Here is a 17,044-nt window from a genome sequence, read left to right as displayed (position 1 = left end):
TGCTGCCCTGTATCGTAACTTTCTTTAACATAATTCTTTTCTTTTTCTCCTCGTTTATTTACTCAGTCCGACCAGACTTAACGGGCAAACGCGTTAAAACACGGTTTCCAACTCGTTCAGGAGATGAACATGATTAAGTCTCGTATTGCAGCTCTGCTGCTGGGTTCTCTGCTGGTCAGCGGCAGTACGCTGGCGGCAGATACCACCATTAAACCCACTCGTGGCACCATTGATTCCGTCAGTAACTCTGCCGTGCAGATAACCACCCGCCAGGGCGAGAAGCTGGATGTAAAAGTCACCGATCAAACCAAAGTCAACAGCGTCAGCAAGGCGCAGATGAGTGATATCAAGGCTGACAGCTATATCGGCACGGCCGCTGTCCCTATGGCGAACGGCGAGCTGAAAGCCCTGGAAGTTCACGTTTTTGCCCCGGACCTGCGCGGCAGCGGCGAAGGTTTTAACCCCTTTGAATCCCCGGATGGCAAAATCAACACCATGACCAACGGCACCGTTGGCAAGCTGGTTAACAGCAATGGCCGTACGCTGACCGTGAAGGTTCACGATCAGGAAAAAACGGTCATCGTGCCTGACGATGTACCTGTGGTGCTGATTGAGCCGGGCAACCGCAGCCTGCTGAAAGCGGGCACTAAAGTCGTGCTGTTTGGGACCAAAGACGCGCAGGGCAACCTGGTGGCACGGGGCATCTCCGTGGGTAAAGATGGCCTGACGCCACCGATGTAACCTGGAGTGATCATGCCGAAAATAACCAGAAAGCGCGTTCATCCCTGGCCGGTACGCCTGTGTCACTGGCTGAACGTAATGGTGATGGTCGGTATGGTGATGAGCGGATGGGGGATCTATAACGCCTCACCGCTTTTCAGCTTCACCTTTCCAAAAGTGATGACCCTGGGCGGCTGGCTGGGCGGCAACATCGCCTGGCATCTGGCCGTCATGTGGCTGCTGTTTGCCAACGCCCTCTTTTACCTGATTTGGGGCGGAGTGAGTGGTCACTTCAAAAGGCGCTTTTTCCCGCTTTCCCTTACCATGGCAATGAGTGAAATCGGCCGCGCGCTGCGTTTCAAACTTCCGCATCAGCAGGGTAAATACAATGCCGTACAGAAGCTCCTTTATGTCACGGTGATCCTGCTGGGCGCGCTGCTGGTGCTCTCGGGTCTGTCGATATGGAAACCCGTACAGCTTAGCTGGCTGGTGGCCCTGTTCGGTGGCTTCGACACTGCGCGCTACGTCCATTTTTTTGCCATGAGCGGCCTGACGCTGTTCGTGGTCGTTCATGTGGTTATGGTACTGCTGGTGCCGAAAACGCTGCCAGCGATGATCACCGGCGGTCGCAGGGAGGAGTCGGACGATGAGTAAAAAACCAAAATTAATTCTTGAGCCGGACCAGCGCAAAAAGCTGGTGGATCTCGAGCGCCGTCTGCTGATCCGCTCCGGCCTGACGCTGGGTGCCGTTTCCATGCTGACCGGCTGTAATCTCCAGGACGGTGACCAGGTGGATAAGGTGCTGTGGGCGATGTCGCGCTGGAACGACCGGGTTCAGGCCTGGCTGTTCAGCGGCAGCAGGCTGGCGCAAACTTACAGCGAATCCCAGATTACCCGGCCCTTCCGCTTCAACGCGTATTATCCCGAATATAACGTACCTGACATTGATATTGCCGACTATCGCCTGGAAGTGTCCGGTAAAGTTGAGAAGAAAGCGCCCTGGACGCTGGAGCAGTTGCAGCGTCTGCCGCAAACTGAGCAGATAACCCGCCTGATCTGTATTGAAGGCTGGAGCGCCATCGGCCAGTGGAGCGGCGTACCGCTGAAAATCTTCCTGCAGCACATCGGTGCCGATTTGACGGCAAAGTACGTCGGTTTTAAGTGCGAAGATCGCTACTATTCCAGTCTGGATATGGCCACCGCGCTGCATCCGCAAACCATTCTTGCGCTCGATTTTGATAAAAAACCCCTGCCGCCCGACTTTGGCTATCCGCTGCGGCTGCGCGTACCCACCAAGCTCGGCTTCAAGAACGCCAAACATATTGCGGCGATCTTTGTCACTAACGATAATCCCGGCGGCTACTGGGAAGACCAGGGCTACAACGGCTTTAGCGGCATTTGAGGGGGGCCTCCGGGTTAGTCTCTGTTAACGTTATTACGGTCGCATTGCACTGTAATACTGCCTTTCTTCCTGTCGTTTCCAACAAGACAATCGCTTATTTCGTCGTTATCACCTGCGGGTAATGATCTTCATCGCAGGCGTCGTGCCCGGCACGCCTGTCCGGGGAGAGCAGACTACTCTGCGGCCAGAGGTTTATCGACCCGGCAGTCGAACTCTGTTGTAATGCGCAGGTCTGAATATCGTTTAAGAACTGTTTAGGTTACACCAGGAAAAAAAGTTTAATGAATTATATAAAGTTGCTTACGCAGCAAAAGCTCTCGCTTCTGCTGGCCTTTTACATCGGTATATTTCTTAATCTATCGGTGTTTTACCGTCGATTTGACCCGTTTCTGGCCCATTTCAAAGCTTCCCAGTGGCTGTCGGCCCTTGCCGAAGTCGCGGCCATCGTCCTGCTGACATTTTTTCTGCTGCGCCTGCTCTCGCTGGGGGGCCGGCTCTTCTGGCGGCTTACGGCCAGCGCGCTGCTGCTGATTTCCGTAGCGGCCAGCTACTATATGAGCTTCTTCAACGTCGTTATCGGCTATGGCATTGTCGCATCGGTCATGACCACCGATACCGACCTGTCAAAAGAGGTAATCGGCTACCACTTTATGCTGTGGATGGTACTGGTCAGCGCGCTGCCCCTGCTGATGATCTGGCGAAACGCGCTGCGCTTTACGCTGCTCGAACAGCTCCAGACGCGCGGGCGGCGTCTTGTTCCGCTGCTGACGCTGCTGCTGGCCGTCGCGCTGGTATGGCTGCCTATCCGCTATTTTGATAAGCAGCAAAACATTAATGAAAAGCTGACCAATATTGATCTGCCGAGTTACGGCGGCGTAGTGGCGCACTCTTATCTGCCGTCAAACTGGCTCAGCGCGCTGGGGCTGTTTGCCTATACCAGCTTCGATGAGAAAATGGATAGCAAGGACCTGCTCGACCCGGCGAAAAAATTCACCTATGTGGCACCCGCCGGACTGGATGATACCTACGTGGTCTTTGTTATTGGTGAAACCACGCGCTGGGACCATATGGGCATGCTGGGCTACGATCGTGACACCACGCCGAAGCTGTCGAAGGAGAAAAATCTCGTCGCCTTCCGTGGCGAGTCCTGCGATACGGCGACAAAGCTCTCCCTGCGCTGTATGTTTGTGCGTGAAGGGGGAACTGAAGAGGGGCCGGGCAGGACGCTGAAGGAACAAAATATATTTGCCGTGCTGAAGGAACTGGGGTTCAGCTCCGAACTGTTCGCCATGCAGAGTGAAGTGTGGTTTTACAACAACACCAATGCGGACAACTTTGCATTCCGTGAGCAGATCGGCTCTGAAAAGCAGAACCAGGGCAGGTCGGTAGACGATATGCTGCTGGTGCCGGAGCTGCAAAAATCCCTTGACCGCCATCCGCGGGGCAAACATCTGGTGGTTCTACATACCAAAGGCTCGCACTACCTCTATTCCCAACGTTATCCGCGTGAGTTCGCCCGTTACCAGCCGGAGTGTATGGGCGTGGATGAAACCTGTAGTAAAGCGATGCTGATCAACGCCTTCGATAACTCCGTACTTTATACCGATACCGTTCTGGATAGCGTTATCGACCGGCTACGGGACAAAAAAGCCATTATCTTTTACGCCGCCGACCACGGCGAATCCATCAGTGAAAATATGCATCTGCACGGCACGCCGCGAAATATGGCGCCGCCGGAGCAGTTTCGCGTGCCGATGATTGTCTGGGCGTCGGATAAGTATCTGGCCGATGGCAATAATCAGCGTGCCTTTGAGCGTCTTCAGGCCCAGCAGCGCGTCGGGAAAACCCATCGGCAGGTTGAGCTGTTCGACACCATTCTGGGCTGTCTGGGCTATACCTCGCCGGATGGGGGCATAAACCAGACCAATAACTGGTGTGCTGCCCCTGGCACAGCCGCACCCGCTGAAAATAAGCGCCAGTCGCCTGCGGTGGGATCCTAAACCAGGCCCCGACCGCCTGCGGGCAAAGGAGCGACATCAGGCGGCAAACAAAGGCGTCTGCATCATCAGGGCGGGCGGGCATCAGCCTGTCGCCGCCTTCCCACCACTTAATTTGCGCTGCGTTGCCCGTCTCCGCGTTAATGGATTGTTGATCATTTCCTGAACCGATGTTGCAGCATATTTAGCTGCCCGTGTAGCCATAAGGAAAGGTTATCGTTCATAAAAGAGCCAATTCCTGGTTTTTTTTAAAGGTTATTTTACGGTGAAACGTGCTGATATTGCGACTGACTCCCCCCGTTTTGGTCTGCCTGAACACCCTTGGCCAGGGTATTACGCTACCTTTCAGGCGAAATACTTTTTTTTATATTTGCTTGCACTTACTCACACTCTGTGTAAATACCTGTGGGTTGTATTGACGTTCCCCGTAACTGTTGACAAATTGAAGCCTGAGTGAAAAAGGATGCAGATTTGTCTGATAGTGTTTCCTGCTTCAGCATTCCCCATCCGGTTTTATTTCACCTGGGCCGACAGGCACTGCGCCATGCCATATTCAATAAAAAACAGGCAGGCGATAAGCACACAACACCACATCACTACTGGAGCAAAAGCATGAGTAATTCCCCGGCTAAGAGAGGGATGCTGAAGGTCGGTCTGAGCCTTATCGCTCTGACCGTTGCCGCTGGCGTGCAGGCGAAGACCCTGGTTTATTGTTCAGAGGGGTCTCCTGAAGGCTTCAACCCGCAGTTGTTCACCTCCGGCACGACCTATGACGCCAGTTCCGTTCCAATCTATAATCGCCTGGTCGAATTCAAAACCGGCACCACTGAGCTGGTGCCTGGCCTGGCGGAAAAGTGGGATATCAGCGAGGATGGCAAAATCTATACCTTCCACCTGCGCAAAGGCGTGAAGTGGCAAACCACCAAAGACTTCAAACCCACCCGTGACTTCAACGCTGACGATGTGGTGTTCTCCTTTGAACGCCAGCTGGATAAAAACAACAAGTACCACGGCGTCTCCGGCGGTAACTACGAATATTTTGACGGCATGGACATGCCTAAACTTATCAGCAAAGTTGAGAAGGTGGATGACACCACCGTGCGTTTCGTATTGAACCGCGCTGAGTCCCCGTTCCTGGCCGATCTGGGCATGGACTTCGCCTCAATCATGTCAGCGGAGTACGCGGACAATATGCTGAAAGCGGGCACCCCGGAAAAAATTGACCTCAACCCGGTCGGCACCGGCCCGTTCCAGCTGCTGCAGTATCAGAAAGACTCCCGCATTCTCTACAAGGCATTCGATCAATACTGGGGCACTAAGCCAAAAATCGACCGGCTGGTGTTCTCCATCACCCCGGATGCGTCGGTACGCTATGCCAAGCTGCAGAAGGGCGAATGCCAGGTGATGCCGTTCCCTAATCCGGCGGATATCTCCCGCATGAAGGAAGATAAAAATATCAACCTGATGCAGATGCCGGGTCTGAACGTCGGCTATCTGGCGTTCAATACCGAGAAAAAACCGCTGGATAACGTGAAGGTGCGCCAGGCGCTGATTACCGCCGTCAACAAGCAGGCGATTATTGATGCGGTGTATCAGGGAGCAGGGCAGACCGCTAAAAATCTGATCCCGCCTACCATGTGGAGCTATAACGATGCGGTGCAGGATTACGCTTACGATCCGGCAAAAGCGAAAGCGCTGCTGAAAGAGGCCGGTATGCCTGAAGGCTTCTCCATCGACCTGTGGGCGATGCCGGTACAGCGCCCGTATAATCCGAACGCCCGCCGTATGGCCGAGATGATTCAGAACGACTGGGCTAAAATTGGCGTTAAGGCCAAAATCGTCACCTACGAGTGGGGCGAGTATCTGAAACGCGCCAAGGCCGGCGAACATCAGACCGTGATGATGGGCTGGACCGGGGATAATGGGGATCCGGATAACTTCTTCGCCACCCTGTTCAGCTGTGCGGCGGCGAAGGACGGTTCTAACTACTCCCGCTGGTGCTACAAACCCTTTGAAGACCAGATTCAGCCAGCCCGTGCCGAGGCCGATCACAACAAGCGCATTGAATATTATAAGCAGGCGCAGGTAGTGATGCATGACCAGGCACCGGCGCTGATTATTGCGCACTCTACGGTGTACGAGCCGGTCAGCAAAAAAGTCTCCGGCTACGTGGTCGATCCGCTCGGGAAACATCACTTCGAGAACGTCGATATTCAGGAATAAAGGTTGGGCCGGTCCGCCGGCCCTGCTCCTGAACGCTTCAGGGCCGCGCCTGTCGGCCCAATTCCATTGCTGTATCGCTCGGAAGCAAAAATGGTAAAGGCGTCCTGCGGGACGTCGCGGTGAGGGTTTCCCCGCCGCTGGATGTGAGCAAATATAATCCCTCCGGCTATGAGTCGGTGGGAACTGGTGAGAATCATTATGCTTCAGTTCATACTCCGACGTTTGGGACTTGTCATCCCAACGTTTATTGGCATCACCCTGTTAACCTTCGCGTTTGTCCATATGATCCCCGGCGATCCGGTGTTGATTATGGCAGGCGAGCGCGGAATGTCTGCGGAACGTCACGCGCAGCTTATGGCCCAGATGGGGCTGGATAAGCCGCTGTGGCAGCAATATGTCTCCTACGTCTATGGCGTGCTCCATGGCGATCTGGGCATCTCCCTGAAAAGCCGTCTCCCCGTCTGGCAGGAATTCGTTCCGCGCTTTAAGGCGACCCTTGAGTTGGGCATCTGCGCCATGCTGTTTGCCGTGGCGGTGGGGATCCCGGTAGGCGTGCTGGCGGCGGTAAAACGCGGCTCCATTTTCGATCATACCGCGGTGGGCATCTCCCTGACCGGCTACTCTATGCCGATTTTCTGGTGGGGAATGATGCTGATTATGCTGGTCTCGGTACAGCTCAACCTGACGCCGGTATCCGGGCGCATCGGTGACACGGTTTTCCTTGATGACAGCAAACCGCTTACCGGTTTTATGCTGATCGACACCCTTTTCTGGGGCGAGTCGGGGGATTTCAAAGACGCCGTTATGCACATGATCCTGCCGGCCATCGTGCTGGGCACCATCCCGCTGGCGGTCATCGTGCGCATGACGCGTTCGGCCATGCTGGAGGTACTGGGGGAGGACTATATACGTACCGCCCGTGCCAAGGGGCTGACCCCGATGCGCGTCATTGTGGTACACGCCCTGCGCAACGCGATGCTGCCCGTGGTCACCGTCATCGGTCTGCAGGTGGGTACGCTGCTGGCGGGCGCCATCCTGACCGAAACGATTTTCTCCTGGCCAGGGCTGGGTCGCTGGCTGATCGATGCGCTCCAGCGCCGCGACTATCCGGTGGTGCAGGGAGGGGTACTGATGGTGGCGACGCTGATTATTCTGGTCAACCTGCTGGTTGATGTGCTTTACGGCGTGGTTAACCCACGCATTCGTCACAGGAAATAGGGGGCCAGGATGTCAATTATCGATCCGGGCAGCATACCCGCTGCTCCCAAGCCTATGACTCCTCCGCAGGAGTTCTGGCACTACTTTAAGCGTAATAAAGGTGCCGTAGCGGGCCTGGTTTACGTGGTTATTATGTTTCTTATCGCCATTTTTGCCAGCGTGTTTGCGCCTCATGCGCCCTCGGACCAGTTCCGTGACGCGCTGCTGCATCCGCCAGTCTGGCAGGCGGGCGGCAGCTGGCACTATATTCTTGGCACCGACGACGTCGGTCGTGACGTGCTCTCCCGCCTGATGTACGGCGCACGGCTGTCGCTGCTGGTGGGCTGTCTGGTGGTGGTGCTTTCACTGCTCTTCGGGGTGATTTTTGGCCTGATCGCGGGCTATATCGGGGGCGTCACCGATGCCATTATCATGCGCCTGGTCGATATTATGCTCGCTCTGCCCAGCCTGCTTCTGGCGCTGGTGCTGGTGGCGATTTTCGGCCCGTCGATCGTCAATGCCTCCATCGCGCTGACGTTTGTGGCGCTGCCGCACTACATCCGTCTGACCCGCGCTGCGGTGCTGGTGGAAGTGAATCGCGACTATGTTACCGCCTCTAACGTGGCGGGCGCAGGCGCGATACGCCAGATGTTTATCAATATTCTGCCTAACTGCCTCGCCCCGCTGATTGTGCAGGCGTCGCTGGGTTTCTCCAACGCGATCCTCGATATGGCCGCGCTGGGCTTTCTGGGTATGGGTGCGCAGCCGCCGACGCCGGAGTGGGGCACCATGCTCTCCGATGTGTTGCAGTATGCGCAAAGTGCCTGGTGGGTGGTCACCTTCCCTGGTGTCGCGATCCTGCTGACGGTTCTGGCATTTAACCTGATGGGCGACGGCTTGCGTGACGCCCTCGACCCGAAACTCAAGCAGTAGAGGCATCCGATGGCATTATTAAATTTAGACCAACTGTCGGTTCACTTTGGCGACGCCAGCACGCCGTTCCGCGCGGTAGATCGCATCAGCTATCAGGTTGAGCAGGGCCAGGTAGTGGGTATCGTTGGGGAGTCCGGCTCTGGCAAATCGGTCAGCTCCCTGGCGATCATGGGGCTGATTGACTACCCCGGCACGGTAAAAGCGGAAAAGCTGGAGTTTAACCAGCGTGATTTGACGCGCATCTCCGAAAAGGAGCGCCGCCAGCTGGTGGGTGCAGAAGTGGCGATGATATTTCAGGATCCGATGACCAGCCTGAACCCGTGCTACACCGTCGGCTTTCAGATTATGGAAGCCATTAAGGTACACCAGGGAGGCAACCGCAGTACCCGTCGCCAGCGGGCTATCGATCTGCTGAATCAGGTGGGCATTCCCGATCCGTCATCGCGCCTTGACGTTTATCCGCATCAGCTCTCCGGCGGTATGAGCCAGCGTGTGATGATCGCCATGGCTATTGCCTGTCGACCAAAGCTGCTGATAGCCGATGAGCCGACTACGGCGCTCGACGTAACCATTCAGGCGCAGATCATTGAGCTGCTGCTTGATCTTCAGCGTCAGGAAAATATGGCGCTGATCCTGATCACGCACGATCTGGCGCTGGTGGCCGAAGCTGCGCAGCACATCATTGTAATGTATGCCGGACAGGTGGTGGAAACCGGTAAAGCGGTCGATATCTTTAAGGCTCCCCGTCATCCCTATACCCAGGCGCTGCTGCGCGCGCTGCCGGAGTTTGCGGCAGACAAGGCCCGGCTCGCTTCGCTGCCGGGCGTGGTGCCGGGAAAATATGACCGACCAAACGGCTGCCTGCTTAATCCACGCTGCCCCTATGCTAACGACCACTGCCGGGTTGTAGAGCCTGAATTACGTAATATTGCGGGGCGTCAGTCCAAATGTCATTACCCACTGGACGATGCCGGGAGACCCAGCTATGAAGCCTGAACAACATTCGACGCTGCTGATGCAGGCGATCGATCTGAAAAAGCACTATCCGGTGAAGAAGGGACTGTTTGGTCAGGAGCGGCTGGTTAAAGCCCTGGACGGCGTCTCCTTTGATCTGGAGCGGGGCAAAACGCTGGCGGTCGTCGGCGAGTCCGGCTGCGGAAAATCGACGCTGGGTCGCCTGCTGACGATGATCGAAACGCCGACCGAAGGGCAGCTGTTTTATCAGGGGCAGGATCTGCTCAGGCACGATCCGCACGCGCAAAAGCTGCGTCGCCAGAAGATCCAGATCGTTTTTCAAAATCCTTATGGATCGCTGAACCCGCGTAAGAAAGTCAGCCAGATCCTGGAAGAGCCGCTACTGATTAACACCGGGCTGAACAAGGCTGAGCGCCGCGACAAGGTGCTGGCGATGATGGCGAAGGTGGGGCTGAAAACCGAGCATTACGATCGCTATCCGCATATGTTCTCCGGCGGCCAGCGCCAGCGTATTGCCATCGCCAGGGGGCTGATGCTGGATCCCGACGTGCTGATTGCCGATGAGCCGGTGTCGGCGCTGGATGTCTCCGTGCGCGCCCAGGTGCTGAACCTGATGATGGATTTGCAGCAGGAACTTGGCCTCTCCTACGTATTTATCTCACACGATCTCTCCGTGGTGGAGCATATCGCAGATGAGGTGATGGTGATGTACCTGGGGCGCTGCGTGGAGCGGGGCAGTAAGGAAGCGATCTTTGCCAATCCGCGCCACCCTTATACTCAGGCTCTGCTTTCCGCTACGCCGCGTCTGAACCCGGATGAGCGGCGCGAACGCATCAAGCTGACCGGCGAGCTGCCCAGCCCGCTGAATCCGCCGCCGGGTTGCGCATTCAATGCCCGCTGCCACCGTCGGTTTGGTCCCTGCACCCAGTTTCAGCCCAGCCTGAAGCAGTACGGGGATCAGCAGATCGCCTGCTTCGCCGTGGACAGGGATGAAGGCCAGCCGATCCCCGGCTGACAGGCAAAACCGACGCAGACGATAAAGGCTCTGCGTCGGTTCTCATTAGAAAAAATAAAGCATTCGCTAAGCGGGATAACGGCTCGCCCTGATTTTGGCCTGGCGGGATAAAGGCTAAGGTAAATAGTTACCTGAGTAAAATAAGCGCACTAAGCCAAATATTCTTAAGATCATTCTTCCGCCTGAATAAGCCGGTTTTCTGTTTTTACTATATAGTTAATTATTCAGCAAACTGATGTAATACAGGCGGCAAGAAGATTCTGATGCAAATAAAAATTGTATGTTATATTGCCGCGAAATTTCCTACTCAGCGCGGCAATTCCTATGAAAAGCTATGATGACCTGCAGCGTTTTAAAGAAAAAACGCAAACTAACCATATAGAATTCAAGGATATGTCTGATCAAATGCGGCATGCCGATAGCCCGAACTGGGCGATCATCCGGCAGTTAATGAACGCCGGCGCGGAGTCAGCGCTGGGTAACGGCCAGCGTATTGATGTAGCCGCGCCGCAGCCTGCCGACGCGCGGGCATTCAGCCCAGCAAACGTACCACTGAAAACTTCGCCTGTGCAGGCTGAGCAGCCGGTGTTATCACTGCCGCCCGCGCCGCGGCAGAGCCTTGCAGCCTTTGCCGCCGCAAAACCTGCCGCTCAGCCGGGTGGTTCGCTGTTTGACAACATTTCGGCCCTGCTCGGTCCGGCTGAATCAGCGTTGCAGCGTCCAGCTACTCAGCCTCTTGCCGCTGATACGCAGCCTCCGTTTTCACCCGCGCAGCCTCTTGCCGCTGGTACGCAGCCTCCGATTTCACCCGCGCAGCCTCTTGCCGCTGATACGCAGCCTCCGATTTCACCCGCGCAGACGCTTGCCGCTGGTACGCAGACGCCGTTTTCTCGCACTCAGCCTCAGAGCGCCGCCGTCCCGCAGACGGAGCAGGCGCGCTTTAAACAGTTATTCAGCGCTACGCCTGCCGCGTCGGCGGGGCGGTTGCCGAAAGACACGTTGCTACAACCCCTGCTGGAGAGAATCGCCTCATGCCGTTAGTTTGTGTTTGTTCTCCTAAGGGCGGCGTGGGTAAAACCACCCTGGCTGCCAATCTGGCCTATACGCTGGCCCGCGCGGGCAGCAAAGTACTGGCCATAGATTTTGATGTGCAAAATGCCCTGCGCCTGCATTTTGGCGTGCCCCTCTCTGACGGGCGCGGTTTTGTGGCTAAATCGGCCGATGCGTCGGACTGGGGCCAGTCGATCCTTACCACTGGCGGCAATATATTTGTGTTGCCCTACGGGGAAGTGACAGAAGAACAGCGGATTACCTTTGAAAACAATCTGACCCACGACGCCAACTTTCTTACCCGCGGGCTGCACAGCGTGCTTAACTACCCTGGCCTGGTGATTGTGGCCGATTTTCCGCCCGGCCCCGGCCCTGCATTGAAAGCCATGTCGGCGCTTGCCGACCTGCATCTTGTGGTGCTGCTGGCCGATACGGCGTCGCTGTCTCTGCTGCCACAAATCGAAAATGACAAAATGATCGGCGGCGCGCTTAACCACCGTGCAGGACACTATTTTGTCCTGAACCAGAGCGACAGCCGCCGTAATATCAGCCGTGACGTAACTGCTTTTATGCAGCAGCGCCTGGGCGACAAATTATTAGGCGTGGTCAACCGCGATGAAAGCGTCGCAGAGGCCAATGCTTCACAGCAGTCTGTTTTTGAATTCAGCCCGGTTTCCAGCGCGGCATTTGATATTGAAATTATCAGTAAACGCATTGCCGCGCTGCTTAATATCACCGTCGGCGACGGGGAAATGCATGCTCCGCTAAGATAGCGCGCCGGCCACGGCACTAACCGGCAGGGAAAGCCGACATCCCGTGGCGTGCCTGCGCTACGACACAGAATAATAGTTTCGTTTCCAGGATGACTTATGAAAAAAGTCCTGTACTACCTTCTGCTGCTGCTGTTATTTCCCCTGGCCGCAGTGATTGTGATCACGCCTATGGACAGCCAGAAGCAATATATTTTTGGCCTGATCGGTATCGCACTTTTATTAATACTGGGCTTCAGTAAAAGCCGCAATGTCTCTATGGTCATGGTGTTTCTTTCTGCCCTGATGTCCACGCGCTATATATACTGGCGGGCGACGCAGACGCTGGCGTTTAATTCGGAAGTGGAAGCCATTCTGGGAATTGGTTTATTTATTGCCGAGCTGTATGTCTGGCTGATCCTCATACTGGGCTACCTGCAAACATCATGGCCGCTAAAGCGAACCATTGAGCCCATGCCTGATGATATTCGCCTGTGGCCAACGGTAGATATCTATGTTCCCAGCTACAACGAAAGTCTCGACGTGGTGCGGGATACCGTGCTGGCCGCGCAGTGCATTGATTATCCGCGCGATAAAATTAAAATTTACCTGCTGGATGACGGCAAACGCAGTGAATTCGCGGTTTTCGCCGCCGACGCGGGCGTCGGTTATATCACCCGCGATGATAACCGCCATGCCAAGGCTGGCAACCTTAACCATGCGATGCGCATCACTAAAGGCGAACTGATCACCGTTTTCGACTGCGATCACGTGGCGACCCGCGCTTTCCTGCAGGCGACCGTCGCGCCCTTTCTGAAAGACCCCAGGCTGGCGCTGCTGCAAACGCCGCACTACTTCTATTCGCCCGATCCTTTTGAACGCAATCTGAAAGCGGCGCGTGAAATTCCTAATGAAGGCGCGCTCTTTTACGGTCCGGTGCAGCAGGGTAACGATAACTGGAATGCCACCTTTTTCTGCGGCTCCTGCGCGGTGATCCGCCGTTCAGCACTGGAAGAGATCGGTGGCTTTGCGACTGAGACGGTAACCGAAGACGCCCATACGGCGCTGAAGATGCAGCGCCGGGGCTGGAAGTCAGCATTTCTTGCGCTGCCGCTGGCGGCGGGCCTGGCGACCGAGCGTCTGGGTCTGCATGTGGTGCAGCGTACCCGCTGGGCGCGCGGCATGACGCAGATTTTTCGCGTGGATAACCCGCTGCTGGGACGCGGCCTGAAGTGGCAGCAGCGGCTGTGCTATCTCAATGCCATGTTGCACTTTCAGTTTGGCCTGCCGCGCGTGATCTTTCTTACAGCGCCGCTGGCTTACCTGCTGTTTAACCTCAATATTATTCACTCTTCGGCCAGCCTTATTTTTGCTTACGTGCTGCCGCACCTGTTTATGTCACTCTACGTAAACTCACGCATGAATGGCCGCTTCCGCGCCACCTTCTGGGGTGAAATTTACGAAACGGTGATGGCGTTCCACCTGATTATCCCTACCCTGCTTACGATGATTTCGCCGAAGCATGGCAAATTTAACGTGACGGATAAGGGTGGATTGCTCGACGTGGGCTTCTTCGATTTCAACATTGTGCGTCCGCACGTTATCTGCGCCGCCCTGCTGTTTATCGGCGTGGTTTATGGCGTGGTTCGCGCCGTCGCCCATGACTATTTCGGCGTCGATCCCTGGGTTATCGCGTTAAACGTCGGCTGGGCAATATTCAGCCTGATTATTCTGATGGCGGCCATTGCCGTCGCCCGTGAAACTAAGCAGACGCGTAAAACCATCCGCGTTGCGGTCACGTTACCGGTGATACTCCACTACGCCAGCGGCATCAGTTCGCGCAGCAAGACGGTCAATCTGTCGATGGGCGGGGCGCAGGTTATCGCCCCGGACAGCCGTCATGAAAGTGACGCGATTGAAGCGATAGATCTGATGCTACAGTCCGGCGCAATCTCTATCCCGGTGGGAATTATCGGCGCAGAGAAGGACGTTATTCGCCTGCAGTTTGATGAAATACCTCTTTCACGCCGCCGTGAACTGGTACGCGTGGTGCTTTCCCGCGCGGATGCCTGGATTAGGCCCGAGGGGCCAAAAGATAAGCCGCTGCGTTCGCTGCTGACCATCATTCGTACCGTATTCGAACTGTTCTGGCTGACCTGGAAAGATCGACGCAATAAAGATCAACGTCCGGCCGCTAAGGCTGAAGAGGATGGCGTAGCATGAAGCGACTGATATCTGCACTCTGCGTTGGGGGCCTGTTGACCCTGAACAGCGTATGGGCGGCGCCTGACGGCGTCACGCAGGACAGCGGGGCGCTGTCAAACATACCTCCGCCTGCCGACGTCAGTACTTTGGCAGCGAAGGCCTCGCAGGACTCGCAATCTTCGCAGGCCTCGCAGGGCTTGCAGGCCTTGCAATCTTCGCAGGGCTTGCAGGCCACGCAATCTTCGCAGTCCTCGCAGGCCGACGGCCCAGCCCAGGCGGCGCCAGTGGGTGCGACACCGGCCGACAGCGCGCAGCCCTCCGCGCAGGAGAGTCCTTCTTCGCTACCCACTGGGCTGCCGCCGCTGCCGCCCGTGGTTTCCGCCGCGCCGGCCGCCACCAGCCTGATGACCAACCAGCCGCTCTCCACCACCGTGACGGTCGGACAGATGGGCCAGCCCGGTGGGATGTTGCTGACCGGCAGGCAGCTACAGTCCGGTATTGTCTTCACGCTGCCAGCGGATGAAGTGGTGACGAATGCGCGACTGAATCTTTCGCTCAGGGTGTCGCCCGCGTTGGCCGCCCGCAACACCTCGCTTCAGCTGATGTTGAATGGTCAGCCGCTGGGCACGCTGCCGTTGAGCGCCTCAGACAGCGCCAGCGAGGATTATCAGCTGGATATTCCAGCGGCGATGGTGGTTTCCAGCAATAACCTGAGCTTCAAAATCAATGAGGCCGACCAGCTGCTGTGCGAACGCGACAGCGCCAGCCTTTACCAGCTCACTATCCTGCCAGATTCGACGCTGTCGCTGGACGGGCAGCAGCTGAATATCGGCAACAGGCTGAGCAACTTCCCCCGTCCATTTATCGATCCGCTGCGCATGACGCCCTCCAGCGTTTCAATGATCTTCGGCCAGCAGATTACCCCCGGGGAGGTTAGCGCAGCGGCCACTGTCGCTTCCTGGCTTGGTATACAAACCGATTATCGCGGTATCGACTTTCCGGTCATTCGTAACGATCTGCCGGAAAAAAACGGCGTTGTTTTTGCCCACCCCGGCGAAGTCATTGGCGGTCTGGTCGTTCCCCGCGTCTCTGGCCCCACGCTACAGATGGTCGATAACCCGCTTAACCCGGTTTATAAGCTGATGCTGGTGATCGGCGACAGCGATGAGGCGCTGCGCCAGGCCGCCTGGCGACTGACGCAGCCGCTGGATACGGATGCTCCGACGCTGGCCGTCAGGGCGCAAAATCTGCCGCTGCGCAAAGCCTGGGACGCCCCGCGCTGGATCAGAACCGATCGGCCGGTTCGCCTCGGTGAGCTACTGCGTAAAGATCAAAGCCTCACCACTACCGGCATAGGACACGACGCGCTGCGGGTTAATTTTCGCGCTGCGCCTGACCTGTTCCTCTGGGATGGCGATACGTTGCCGATCCAGGTGAACTACCGTTTTCCGTCAGAAAGCTGGATTGACGAGGATAAGTCGTGGCTTAACGTCAGCCTGAACGACACCTTTCTGCGCAGCCTGACCGTAAACAAAGTCGGCCTGCTGGAAAATATCTGGCGCCGCCTGGGCGGCGATGCGCGGCTGGAGAAATATACCCTTAAACTCGATCCCTATCTGATTTACGGCGACAATCAGCTGCAGTTTTACTTCAACATCGCGCCTAAGGCCTCGGCGCCCTGTAGCGTATTGACCAGTAATAACATTAAAAGCCAGATTGAGGATGACGCTTATATCGATCTGAGCCACACCCGTCACTTTACCCTGCTGCCTAATCTCTCCTATTTTGTCGGCGCATCCTTCCCGTTTAGCCGCTTTGCCGACTATTCACAGACCGTACTGATGCTCCCTCCGGCCCCCGGCAACGCGGAAATCAGCACCCTGCTGAACATGGCCGGACGTTCGGGGAATGCAACCGGCGTGGCGCTGAACAATAATGTGGTGATGTTCGGCTTGCCAAAGGACGATCAGCGTGATGAACGGCTGCATAACAGCGACGTGCTGGCGGTATCGACCCTGACGCAAACGGACTTCAACCAGTCCATGCTGGAAGGAACGCGCTACAGGATAAACGGGCGCCAGCTGGGGGTAGCAGAACCTGGGCTGCTGGATAACCTGCGCAGCTGGCTGAGCGGTGACTGGTTCGGTCAGGCGGTTGATGCCGATCGCTATCTCTCCTCAAATGATGCCTGGCGCGGATTTATTAGCTATCGCTCACCCTGGAATAGCACGCGGCTGGTGGTAATGACGGTGGCAACGAATGATACCCAGCTTGCCCGGCTGCACGAAGATCTGACCCTGCCGCGCATTAACGCCGGTATACGGGGCGATACGGCAATCATCACCGATGAAAACGGCATCCGCAGCTTTCGCGTTGGGCCACAGTTTCCGAGCGGTCAGATGCCGTGGTACATGATGGTCGTATGGTATGCCAGTCAGCACGCGGTCGTACTGGCGGTACTGGCGCTGCTATTCTCTGTGGCGGTGGGGCTCAGCACCTGCGCACTGCTCAGGCGTCACGCCTGGAAACGCCTGAATCCACAGCATGACGCTCGCTCCTCTGGCGAGAAGAAGTGAAG

13 protein-coding genes are annotated in these 17,044 nt (G+C 56.4%); all 13 read left to right on the top strand.

Going from position 1 to position 17,044, the window contains the following annotated elements:
• The first annotated feature begins 129 nt into the window (after nt 1–129).
• The 13 genes from ACLRGG_RS12495 to bcsB all read left to right on the top strand — a co-directional run bounded on the left by ACLRGG_RS12495 (nt 130) and on the right by bcsB (nt 17,042).
• Nucleotides 130–741 carry a hypothetical protein gene (locus ACLRGG_RS12495; RefSeq protein ID WP_067700355.1) on the top strand — a complete coding sequence of 204 codons (612 nt, stop codon included), beginning with the start codon at nt 130–132 and terminating at the stop codon, nt 739–741.
• 12 nt (nt 742–753) lie between these two features.
• A complete protein-coding gene (locus ACLRGG_RS12490; RefSeq protein WP_416250068.1) occupies nt 754–1,374 on the top strand; it encodes a cytochrome b/b6 domain-containing protein in 621 nt (206 codons plus the stop codon).
• A complete protein-coding gene (locus ACLRGG_RS12485; protein ID WP_416250067.1) occupies nt 1,367–2,122 on the top strand; it encodes a molybdopterin-dependent oxidoreductase in 756 nt (251 codons plus the stop codon). Before ACLRGG_RS12490 ends, ACLRGG_RS12485 begins: the two co-directional genes overlap by 8 nt.
• 281 nt (nt 2,123–2,403) lie before the next feature.
• Nucleotides 2,404–4,122: a kdo(2)-lipid A phosphoethanolamine 7''-transferase gene (gene eptB, locus ACLRGG_RS12480; protein ID WP_416250066.1), complete on the top strand. Its 1,719-nt coding sequence runs from the start codon at nt 2,404–2,406 to the stop codon at nt 4,120–4,122.
• A 609-nt stretch (nt 4,123–4,731) separates the two neighbouring features.
• Complete coding sequence (gene dppA, locus ACLRGG_RS12475) at nt 4,732–6,342, top strand: dipeptide ABC transporter periplasmic-binding protein DppA (protein ID WP_416250117.1); 1,611 nt, start codon at nt 4,732–4,734, stop codon at nt 6,340–6,342.
• Between the two features lie 198 nt (nt 6,343–6,540).
• Nucleotides 6,541–7,560 carry a dipeptide ABC transporter permease DppB gene (gene dppB, locus ACLRGG_RS12470; protein ID WP_416250065.1) on the top strand — a complete coding sequence of 340 codons (1,020 nt, stop codon included), beginning with the start codon at nt 6,541–6,543 and terminating at the stop codon, nt 7,558–7,560.
• Nucleotides 7,561–7,569: 9 nt separating this feature from the next.
• Nucleotides 7,570–8,472: a dipeptide ABC transporter permease DppC gene (gene dppC / locus ACLRGG_RS12465; RefSeq protein WP_416250064.1), complete on the top strand. Its 903-nt coding sequence runs from the start codon at nt 7,570–7,572 to the stop codon at nt 8,470–8,472.
• A 9-nt stretch (nt 8,473–8,481) separates the two neighbouring features.
• Entirely contained in the window at nt 8,482–9,468 is a 987-nt protein-coding gene (gene dppD, locus ACLRGG_RS12460; protein WP_416250063.1) for a dipeptide ABC transporter ATP-binding protein, read from the top strand.
• Nucleotides 9,458–10,462, top strand: a complete 1,005-nt coding sequence (gene dppF / locus ACLRGG_RS12455; protein ID WP_416250062.1) for a dipeptide ABC transporter ATP-binding subunit DppF — start codon at nt 9,458–9,460, stop codon at nt 10,460–10,462. The genes dppD and dppF overlap by 11 nt, the downstream gene beginning before the upstream one ends.
• 324 nt (nt 10,463–10,786) lie before the next feature.
• A complete protein-coding gene (bcsO, locus tag ACLRGG_RS12450) occupies nt 10,787–11,503 on the top strand; it encodes a cellulose biosynthesis protein BcsO (RefSeq protein WP_416250061.1) in 717 nt (238 codons plus the stop codon).
• A complete protein-coding gene (bcsQ, locus tag ACLRGG_RS12445) occupies nt 11,494–12,285 on the top strand; it encodes a cellulose biosynthesis protein BcsQ (protein WP_416250060.1) in 792 nt (263 codons plus the stop codon). The genes bcsO and bcsQ overlap by 10 nt, the downstream gene beginning before the upstream one ends.
• A gap of 96 nt (nt 12,286–12,381) precedes the next feature.
• Entirely contained in the window at nt 12,382–14,484 is a 2,103-nt protein-coding gene (bcsA, locus tag ACLRGG_RS12440; RefSeq protein ID WP_416250059.1) for a UDP-forming cellulose synthase catalytic subunit, read from the top strand.
• Nucleotides 14,481–17,042, top strand: coding sequence for a cellulose biosynthesis cyclic di-GMP-binding regulatory protein BcsB (gene bcsB, locus ACLRGG_RS12435; RefSeq protein WP_416250058.1), 2,562 nt, complete (start codon nt 14,481–14,483; stop codon nt 17,040–17,042). Before bcsA ends, bcsB begins: the two co-directional genes overlap by 4 nt.
• Nucleotides 17,043–17,044 lie beyond the last annotated feature (2 nt).

The organism is Erwinia sp. PPS120 (genome assembly GCF_047918655.1).
GTDB lineage: Bacteria > Pseudomonadota > Gammaproteobacteria > Enterobacterales > Enterobacteriaceae > Erwinia > Erwinia tasmaniensis_A.
The sequence above is the reverse complement of the archived record's forward strand: the minus strand, read 5'-3'. Positions and strand labels throughout refer to the sequence as shown.

What these genes read in the sequence shown, in the direction of transcription:
- ACLRGG_RS12495 (WP_067700355.1), top strand. Translation starts at nt 130, where the DNA reads ATGATTAAGTCTCGTATTGCAGCTCTGCTGCTGGGTTCTCTGCTGGTC.
- ACLRGG_RS12490 (WP_416250068.1), top strand. Translation starts at nt 754, where the DNA reads ATGCCGAAAATAACCAGAAAGCGCGTTCATCCCTGGCCGGTACGCCTG.
- ACLRGG_RS12485 (WP_416250067.1), top strand. Translation starts at nt 1,367, where the DNA reads ATGAGTAAAAAACCAAAATTAATTCTTGAGCCGGACCAGCGCAAAAAG.
- eptB (WP_416250066.1), top strand. Translation starts at nt 2,404, where the DNA reads ATGAATTATATAAAGTTGCTTACGCAGCAAAAGCTCTCGCTTCTGCTG.
- dppA (WP_416250117.1), top strand. Translation starts at nt 4,732, where the DNA reads ATGAGTAATTCCCCGGCTAAGAGAGGGATGCTGAAGGTCGGTCTGAGC.
- dppB (WP_416250065.1), top strand. Translation starts at nt 6,541, where the DNA reads ATGCTTCAGTTCATACTCCGACGTTTGGGACTTGTCATCCCAACGTTT.
- dppC (WP_416250064.1), top strand. Translation starts at nt 7,570, where the DNA reads ATGTCAATTATCGATCCGGGCAGCATACCCGCTGCTCCCAAGCCTATG.
- dppD (WP_416250063.1), top strand. Translation starts at nt 8,482, where the DNA reads ATGGCATTATTAAATTTAGACCAACTGTCGGTTCACTTTGGCGACGCC.
- dppF (WP_416250062.1), top strand. Translation starts at nt 9,458, where the DNA reads ATGAAGCCTGAACAACATTCGACGCTGCTGATGCAGGCGATCGATCTG.
- bcsO (WP_416250061.1), top strand. Translation starts at nt 10,787, where the DNA reads ATGAAAAGCTATGATGACCTGCAGCGTTTTAAAGAAAAAACGCAAACT.
- bcsQ (WP_416250060.1), top strand. Translation starts at nt 11,494, where the DNA reads ATGCCGTTAGTTTGTGTTTGTTCTCCTAAGGGCGGCGTGGGTAAAACC.
- bcsA (WP_416250059.1), top strand. Translation starts at nt 12,382, where the DNA reads ATGAAAAAAGTCCTGTACTACCTTCTGCTGCTGCTGTTATTTCCCCTG.
- bcsB (WP_416250058.1), top strand. Translation starts at nt 14,481, where the DNA reads ATGAAGCGACTGATATCTGCACTCTGCGTTGGGGGCCTGTTGACCCTG.